The sequence below is a fragment of the Mucilaginibacter sp. OK268 genome, assembly GCF_900103125.1.
Lineage (GTDB): Bacteria > Bacteroidota > Bacteroidia > Sphingobacteriales > Sphingobacteriaceae > Mucilaginibacter.
Genome location: NZ_FNJV01000013.1, coordinates 177,824 through 186,559 on the forward strand (window position 1 = coordinate 177,824; position 8,736 = coordinate 186,559).

General features: G+C 43.1%; 9 protein-coding genes. 4 read left to right on the forward strand and 5 right to left on the reverse strand.

Translation table 11 applies throughout. The annotated features are described in order from the left end of the window. Positions 1-3 precede the first annotated feature (3 nt). Positions 4-780, forward strand: a complete 777-nt coding sequence (locus BLR84_RS28250) for a GLPGLI family protein (protein ID WP_090473605.1) — start codon at positions 4-6, stop codon at positions 778-780. Positions 781-905: 125 nt separating this feature from the next. On the opposite strand, the gene BLR84_RS28255 is transcribed toward BLR84_RS28250, so the two are convergent. From BLR84_RS28255 to BLR84_RS28275, 5 genes are read right to left on the reverse strand one after another with little or no spacing between them, the layout of a single operon-like run. After that, complete coding sequence (locus tag BLR84_RS28255; RefSeq protein ID WP_090473606.1) at positions 906-1,694, reverse strand: SDR family oxidoreductase; 789 nt, start codon at positions 1,692-1,694, stop codon at positions 906-908. A gap of 29 nt (positions 1,695-1,723) precedes the next feature. Continuing rightward, on the reverse strand, positions 1,724-3,001 hold the full coding sequence (gene fucP, locus BLR84_RS28260; protein ID WP_090473607.1) for an L-fucose:H+ symporter permease: 1,278 nt from the start codon (positions 2,999-3,001) through the stop codon (positions 1,724-1,726). 44 nt (positions 3,002-3,045) lie between these two features. Beyond that, the gene (locus BLR84_RS28265; protein ID WP_090473608.1) at positions 3,046-4,263 is read right to left on the reverse strand and encodes a DUF6786 family protein; all 1,218 of its coding nucleotides are present in this window, start codon (positions 4,261-4,263) and stop codon (positions 3,046-3,048) included. 7 nt (positions 4,264-4,270) lie between these two features. After that, positions 4,271-5,128, reverse strand: a complete 858-nt coding sequence (locus BLR84_RS28270; RefSeq protein WP_090473609.1) for a fumarylacetoacetate hydrolase family protein — start codon at positions 5,126-5,128, stop codon at positions 4,271-4,273. A 24-nt stretch (positions 5,129-5,152) separates the two neighbouring features. Then, positions 5,153-6,325 (reverse strand): glycoside hydrolase family 172 protein, encoded by a 1,173-nt coding sequence (locus BLR84_RS28275; RefSeq protein WP_255367067.1) that lies wholly within the window; start codon positions 6,323-6,325, stop codon positions 5,153-5,155. A 239-nt stretch (positions 6,326-6,564) separates the two neighbouring features. Here BLR84_RS28275 and BLR84_RS28280 point away from each other — a divergent pair, with 239 nt between their 5' ends. The 3 genes from BLR84_RS28280 (at position 6,565) to BLR84_RS28290 (ending at position 8,448) form a co-directional block, all read left to right on the forward strand. Next, positions 6,565-7,140, forward strand: a complete 576-nt coding sequence (locus BLR84_RS28280; RefSeq protein WP_090473611.1) for a Crp/Fnr family transcriptional regulator — start codon at positions 6,565-6,567, stop codon at positions 7,138-7,140. A 174-nt stretch (positions 7,141-7,314) separates the two neighbouring features. Next, entirely contained in the window at positions 7,315-8,031 is a 717-nt protein-coding gene (locus BLR84_RS28285) for a pirin family protein (RefSeq protein WP_090473612.1), read from the forward strand. A 117-nt stretch (positions 8,032-8,148) separates the two neighbouring features. Beyond that, positions 8,149-8,448 (forward strand): response regulator, encoded by a 300-nt coding sequence (locus tag BLR84_RS28290; protein ID WP_090473613.1) that lies wholly within the window; start codon positions 8,149-8,151, stop codon positions 8,446-8,448. Positions 8,449-8,736 lie beyond the last annotated feature (288 nt).

The window sequence follows — 8,736 nt, forward strand, 5'->3', positions numbered from 1 at the left end:
CACATGAAATACATCATACTAACCATCACCATATTGTTAGCTTTTGGCAGCGACAGGCTGTTTGCTCAAAACAAACACTTTACCGAAAATGGTACCATTACGTTTGAAAAAACGATAAACATGTATGCCCTTTTCGAAAAACAGATCACTAAGGATAATGAAAGCTTTCTGCGCCCGGCCTTTGATTCTTATAAAAAAACACAAAAGCAATTCAAAGCGCTAAAAAGCACTTTAACTTTTGGCAGCAACAAAACCCTGTATACGCCTATTGAACCCGAAACCACTACCGGAGGTTTTTTTAGCGACAGCCCCATGGCCGGACAAGTAAATACTGTTTTTACCGATCTGTCTGCCAGTACGGTTACCAATCAGAAAAAGGTATTTGAAGAAACCTTCCTGGTAAAAGACAGTACCCGGAAGATCAATTGGAAAATCACCAGCGAAACCCGAGAAATTGCAGGCTATACTTGTCGCCGCGCTAATGCCCTGGTACTTGATTCTATTTATGTTGTGGCTTTTTATACGGATGAGATCCCCCTATCAGGCGGACCTGAATTATTTAACGGCTTGCCAGGGATGATATTAGGTGTGGCACTGCCTCATGAAAACGTTACCTGGTTTGCAACCAAAGTGACCGACGTACCGATTGAGGATAAGGCCCTGGCACCACCTAAAAAGGGCAAAGCGGTAAATAATAAATCCCTGAATACAACACTATCCTCCGTAATGAAAAACTGGGGCGAGTACGCTCAGATATATTTGAAGGCCTTTACGCTTTAGCTTAACCAAAATGCAACCAACCTGAACATTATACAATTAGTTTGCCGCAACTTGTGGTAAACAAACAAAGCCATACGCTATTTGCGTATGGCTTTTTAGTTGAAAACAATTCCTATATTTATTAATCAGGCGTTGGCTAATGCCCTATCCAGATGCACATAGCCACCATCTACGTAAATAAGCTGCCCGGTGGTATGGCTTGAGCGTGGTGATAATAAAAATGCTGTGGTACTGGCAATTTCTTCGGCGGTGGTCATGCGGTTACCTAATGGTATCTTGGATTCAATCTCGCGCAATTTACCATCCGGATCCGGGAGTGTTTTTATCCAGTTGGCATATAGTGGAGTCCAGCATTCAGCTACCACTATGGCGTTAACCCTGATGCCGTATTTTAACAATTCAACGGCCCATTCGCGGGTTAAGGCGTTGCGCCCCCCGTTTGATGCCGCGTAACCAGAGGTATGACCCTGGCCGGTATCTGCCGTTTTGGAGGTGATATTCAGTATCGCTCCTTTTGATTTTTTTAGTTCGGGTAAAGCATGATGCGCCATCAAATAATAATGCACAACGTTTTTATGCAACGAAGCCATAAAGCCTTCGTAATCACCACTCTCTAAACCTATACCATCATTTACACCGGCATTATTCACCAGACCATCAATACGGCCGAACTGGGCAACCACAGCCTTAATAGCGCTCTCGCTTGCTGCGGGATCTGTCAATTCAGCTACTACCTGGAAAGCTCTGCCTCCCGCTGCCTCTACCGCCTGTACCGCCTTCAGGTTATCAGCCTCTACCCGGCCTACGATGACTGGTATAGCGCCTTCGCTGGCCAACACTTTTACAATCCCTTCACCAATGCCTTTTGCACCACCGGTTACTATAATTACCTTATCAGTGAGTTCTAAATTCATCTTTATATATTATAATTATCCAATATTGATCAATGGGAAACGGAAAGTTTCACCTCTTTTACTTTCAGATTTTTTATGGCAAAATAAAACACAAACAAAAAGCAGGCTGCCGGTACCAGGTAGGCTATTTGTATGTTGGTTAAGTCGGACAAGCGCCCCATGATGGGAGGAAAAACAGCCCCGCCCACAATAGCCATGATCACCAATGACGAGCCTTCCTTTGTTTTGGCACCCAATCCCCGGATGCTTAAGGAGAAAATGGTAGGAAACATGATCGACATAAAAAACTCAACACCTATCAACGCAAATACCGGGAACTTGCCATGCAGAAAAACAGATACCACAATCAGTATTACATTGGTGATACCAAAAATGGCCAGCAGTTTTACAGGATTAATAAATGTCATTAAAAATGTACCGATAGCCCTGCCTGCCAAAAACGCGAACATGCCTGCCGTTAAATAATAGGCTGCCGATTTTTCATCCATCCCCGCAACGCGTTCAGAGAAACGGATGAAAAAACTACCCACACAGGCTTGCGCACCTACGTAAAAGAATTGTGCAATTACGCCAAACCGTAAATTCTTTTCTTTAAAGAGGGAACTCATCCTTTGAAAAAGCGACAGACTTTCATGATGCTCCATTCCCTCGCCTTCTTCAACTATCTGCGGTAAGTGTGTTCTGTATAAAAGTATAGCTACAATGAGTACGCCCACACCAATGATAATAAAAGGTGTTTGTACCGATGAGGCTTCTTTGTTTAAATAATCATTTAATTGCGCCGGTGGCATAGCCGCTTCCTGCGCTGCTGTTAAAGTTTTGCCCGATAGAATAACCACACCACCAACAAGCGGAGCCAGAACTGCCGCCAAACCATTAAATGATTGCGCAAAGTTGATGCGCTGCGTAGCTCCATCCGGATCGCCGAGGGCGGTAATATAGGGGTTTGCGGCTGTCTCTAAAAAAGCTGCTCCCGAAAATATGATGAATAGCGCGCCCAGGAAAAAAGCGTAATTACGAACAATAGAAGCCGGATAAAACAAAAATGCCCCCACCGAAAATAAGATTAGCCCTAACAATATGCCACCTTTATAACCGTAGCGTTTCATGAACTGAGCAGCGGGTATAGGTAATAAGAAATAGGCTATATAAGAGGCCGAATCAACTAATGACGATTGCAGGTCGCTCAGTTGGCAGGCCTTTTTCAAGTGCGGGATAAGGATAGGATTAAGATTGAGCGCAAAGCCCCATATAAAAAACAGGGAGGTGATCAGGGCTACGGCAAACAGATTGTTGTTCTTGGTCATCGGGTGGTTGTAATGGGTTTAATAATTAGGTTTTGAATGTTTGTTTAAATGTTGTGGGTTTTATCATGAAGCGAGAAACCAAGTGTTTTCAACGCTATCTTATCCAGGGCATTTATATCGCCCATAAAATGGAATACACTATGTTTGTGCGACAATTTTTCGCCGGGCTTTAAAAATGCCGCTGGCGATACGCTTTCCAATTCGTAAAAGGGGCCCATCTGGCTGCCATTTGCCAACTGGCCGTCATTATAGGCGTTAACAGCATCACCGGTAAAGGGTGCTGTGTCCGGTTTCCATTCCTGGTTTAAATAATCGCCTTTATCGTCCAGATCAAAAAGTACAATAGTTAAAACATTATTCGCAGCATCATAACTGCCTATCCTGTTTTTGGCCCGGTTTGGCGGAATCCCCAGTTTACCGCGCGATTTGCCATCGGCCTTAAATAATAAGGTTCCGTTGTTGTATACTATCCTGTCTTTAGGTATCTCACCAAAATAATTGGTAGTGGCTACCTTACCTGTAGCATCCTCTTTATAAGGCACAATAATTACCGTTTTGGGCGAAGGGGTAAACATATCCAGGCTCCACAAGCAGGGCGCTCCTGCTGTTTTATCCCAGGCGGTAGTGCCGCTGTTGGTAATGGTGTTTAACGTAGTAAAACCCACAGATTTGACTGTACTATCCAAATCATCGATCCCCAACATTTGCTTGATAGCTGCGGGTTCTAATATTTCAATATCGCGCTGTAGTTTGATGGATAATGTTGTACCCGCATAATTTTGTATGCTGGTGTTTTTTGTGAGACTAGCTTTTTTACCGGTTGATGAAACCAGGTCCCAGCTTTCATTGTCGATAGCCGGCGGGGTATTCCAGTTATCGAACTCCATTTTGGTGCCCGGCTTAAAAAACAAGGAAAACCGACCGCCTTCGGGGCCAAGCCATAAGCGGTCTTCACCGCCATAAGCATTCATATGGGCGTCCAATTGTTTGGCACTAAAAGTTTCGTATTTTATCCAGCCAAAGCTTTTACCATTTAAGCCATCAGCGGTTGATGTAAATACTTTAGCCTGGTATTTGGGCGAAACGATAATCTGCCCTTTACCATCATCGCTCTTTAAAACAACTAGACTATCCTTTGCTTTTAAAAACTGCAGGTCGTAAGCAAAAGTGCCTTTGGCAGCTAAGGGCGGCGCTGTTTGTAGATTGCATGCATTTAAAACAACTACCCATAAAGCAAAGAATACAATTTTAACGACTTTCATACAATGCTTATTTATGTTTTGGATTTAAAGTGATGGTATTCACCAGCATACCGATACCATCGATGGTGATTTCAACCACATCACCCGGTTGCAGAGTAAAGGTAGGTGGCGGCACCAGGCAGGTTCCTGTCATCAAAAAAGCCCCTACAGGAAAATCACATTCACTATATAAATAGCCGGTCAGTTCGGTTAAGGATCGTTTCATCCGTGATACGGTGGTGGCATCCTGGTAAGCGACTTCGCCATTACGTTTAATAAGCATCTTAATATCTGATTCCCCTGCTATCGGTTCAGTTGCTACCAGCAAACATGGGCCAAGCGCAGCACTCTTTTCGTATATTTTTGCCTGCGGCAGATACAAAGCGTTTTCGCCTTCAATACTTCGCGAGCTCATATCATTACCAATGGTATAACCTTGTATGTTTCCTTTGGAGTTGATAAATAAAGTAAGTTCCGGTTCGGGCACGTTCCATTCCGAGTCTTTACGGATATAAACTTCTGCTCCGGTTCCCGAAACCCGCTGCGCTATGGCTTTAAAAAACAGCTCGGGACGCGGGGCATCATAAACCTTATCATACAAAGTCGCCCCGCCAGAGCTTTCCGATTCTTCCATGCGGGCATCCCTGCTTTTTAAATAGGTAACGCCGGCGGCCCAAACTTCCTGGCTGCCAATGGGTGGTAATATTTTTCCATTTAGGTGTTCGTCCCTTACTTCGGCACTTATCGGAGTGGTATCAGCAGATATTGATTGCAGATATCCAGCCAGGTCATCACGGTTGATGAGACTGTCCCATTCATCATCAATAATGTAAGCGGAGTTGTTATGTTCCAGTAAGATGCCTTTTGCTATTTTATATAATTTCATGAGGTAGATATATATACAATAACATTAATTAACTTCTAATTCATCCCGTGAGGGGAACTTAGGGAAAGGGCCATGCGGGCCACTTTGATACCAGAAAACGGTGGAAGCGATATCATCCTGCAAAGGCATATATCGCCCATCATGCCGCCAGCCCAGGGCCTGTATGGTAACCTTTAAGCTTTTCTCAAATCGTATAGGGTCGGCAATGTGCCAGCGGTATAAGCCAAAACGCTGTGTTATATTATAATGACCATCACCCCTGATCACTTGGTGCAGGCCGCTGTACGGACTGCAAAATTCGGTGTACTCAGTTTTATCTTCTTCTTTACCGTTGGCATCTTTATGATGGGTATCAAAATCATATGATCCGCAGAAATAATCTTCAGTTCCCGTACCGTTTATCGTAGGGAATTTGGTATCGCCATCCATAAAAAATTTGATCTCGCCTTCGCCCCACCAGCCATTCTTGTTGGAACCATAGGCCAGGTAAGTACCCACATATTGGCCTTTGCCTTGAATACTATCAACCAAAACATAGTCCTTTTTATAGGGTAATGGATTTACCCTCCGAAACTGCGCATGAAAATAGGCAGCATCTTCGGGTACTTGAGTGAGTGTATAGTCGACCTGGTAATAAAGCACCATGTCGCGGTCGTCGATGTTTTCCATGGTGATACGGCATTTTTTTCTGAAAGGCATAGGCCAGTAGCAGTTAAAAGCACTGCCCGGATTAACCGCAACAGCCAGCGATTGCAGCGGTGCATATTTACCCCAGCCCATACAAAAGAAATCACCAACGGGTACTTCTACAGATGGGGTAGTTTCATCGTCCCAATAAAAACGAAGTATGGAATAGCGCCAGTTCCCGGTTGGGGTCATCCAGATATGCTGGATAGCACCCTGGCCATCAATTTCAGCAACGGTATAAGTAGTTCCTTTTTTGATAATAACACTTGGGCTCACTTTCCAGGTTTGTCCCAGATCGCGGGAGGCATTGGCGCCGGTTCCGGTTGTGGCCATGCCGCCTTTACCTTTTTCGCCGTTAAAATTCTCCGGACTTATCGACCGGGTTTTGGCATCAGACAAACGATAAATGTTTCCGAGATTGACATCGAGGCCATTAAATTTTTGCTGCCCAAATGCAGATGATGTAACAAGAACAAACATCCAGACTACTAAAGCATAATTCTTCATCATAAGGCTATTTATTAACAATTGCTGCATGCACTAATTGGAAATGCACATCGGTTTACATTGTTTGCAAATTCTCCCGGGACATAATATCTCAAGGTATTCACAATCTTATCAATAATTTTTAATTTATAAATGCGGCTTATCAGCATAACATACCTTTATTTTGGCATGAGGGACAGGGCTAAATCATTGATTGATGAAAGCTAATTTACATTTTATAAAAATTAAATCCATTTTTGCGTATGTCATTTCAGCTTATACTGGATAATCTTGCCAAGCACATTCATCTCACACCCGATGAACAGGATATCTTTATTGCCTATTTACAAAGCAAAAAAATAAAACGGAAACAGTTTTTGCTTACTGATGGTGATATATGTAAACATTCGGCCTTTGTTACTTCTGGCTGTTTAAGGGGTTATACCGTTGATAAAGGCGGCATTGAACATGTCCTGAGCTTTGCCCCACCCGATTGGTGGATCGCTGATATGTACAGCCTGCTTTCGCAAAAGCCCGGTATCCTGAATATCGAAGCATTGGAAGACACGGAGGTATTGCTGCTGTCCAAAGCCAATCAGGAGAAACTCTATCAGCAAATACCCAAGTTCGAGCATTTTTTCAGGATACTGACCGAGAACTCATTAGTTGCCAGTCAGCAAAGGTTAATTGATGGCTTGAGCCTGACCGCAGAAGAACGTTACAACAATTTTTGCAAACGGTATCCTACCCTAATAGATCATTTGCCGCTAAAACAGATTGCATCATACATTGGTGTTACTCCTGAATTTTTTAGCCGCATGCGAAATAAGAGACACTAATTAGCATGAATTTCTTCGAATTACACGAAATTGGTACAAATCATGAAGTTTGTCCTCATAAATTCGTGTAATTCGTTTTTGGTTGTGTTAATTCGTGTTCATTTCTTAATCTACATCAAGTGTGCATCATTGCCATTGCCTTAAATTTGTTATATAAACAAAAAGGTAAACATCATGGCACAAACCATTTTACATAAAGCAGAAACCCGCGGTCACGCTAACCATGGTTGGTTAAGCAGCTATCAATCATTCAGTTTCGCCGGTTATTATAATCCCGACCGGATGCAATTCGGCGCATTACGCGTATTGAACGACGATACGGTAGATGCCGGCATGGGCTTTGGAAAACACCCGCATGATAATATGGAGATCATTTCCATACCATTAGAAGGCGGTCTGGAACACAAAGATAGCATGAACAATGTGGCGGTGATCAAAAATGGTGATATACAGGCCATGAGTGCCGGTACCGGCATTTACCACAGCGAATACAATAACGACAGGGAAAGCCGGGCAAAGTTTTTACAGATATGGATATATCCCAATAAAAGAAATGTAGAGCCCCGGTATGATCAGCTTACCTTAAATCTGGCCGACAGGCACAACAAGCTACAACAAGTATTATCACCCAACCCCGATGATGCAGGTGTATGGATACACCAGGATGCCTGGTTTCATTTGGGTAAATTTGATAAAGGTATCGATACCGAATATACCATCAAGAAACAAGGTAACGGCGTTTATGCTTTTGTATTGAGCGGTGAGGTTGAAATAAACGGACAGCTATTAAATAGCCGCGACGCATTAGGTATTTGGGACACCGATCAGTTTAAAATAACCGCACTTACAGAAGCCGAGTTTTTGCTGATAGACGTTCCTATGAAATTTTGAATTTTTTAATGATGATTGATAGAGCTTTGTTCGCCCTCTCTTTTTTGCCTTTGGCAGAAAGAGAGGTGCCGGGCAAGGTAATAACGAATTATTACACTGCTGATAAGAATTAAAACAATGAACCAAACACAAATATTAGTGATAGGAAGGCACCCGGAGATATTACAAACGGTGATACGCCTGGTAAATAATAACCCGGCATGGAATGCTACAGGTTGTATAACTGACGAAGAAGCTATCAGTGCTTTTAAAACGCAGGAATTTGCCCTGGTATTACTGGGCGGTGGCATCGAAGAACAATCAGAACAGGATCTGTGCGCTTACTTTAGGGCCAATAAACCTGATATTAAGATAGTACAGCATTATGGTGGTGGAAGTGGGTTATTGAGCGCGGAGATTTATGAAGCCCTACGCTGATCACAAAGAGTAAATAATACGGGACACAAGATTATCATTAGCAAAGCCGGGTACACCTCAAACTTTTTAAAAACAAAAAGCCTCAGCTATTAACTGAGGCTTTTTGTTTTCACATCTCATTGTATGATCAGAAACTTATATGTTATAGCAATGCCCAAAACCTTCAAGGCACAAAAAAGCCCTTGACTGTTACCAGCAAGGGCTTGATTTAAGATTGGGCACCGACCTACTCTCCCACGTTTTACCGCAGTACCATCGGCTCTGGCGGGCTTGACTTCTCTGTTCGGA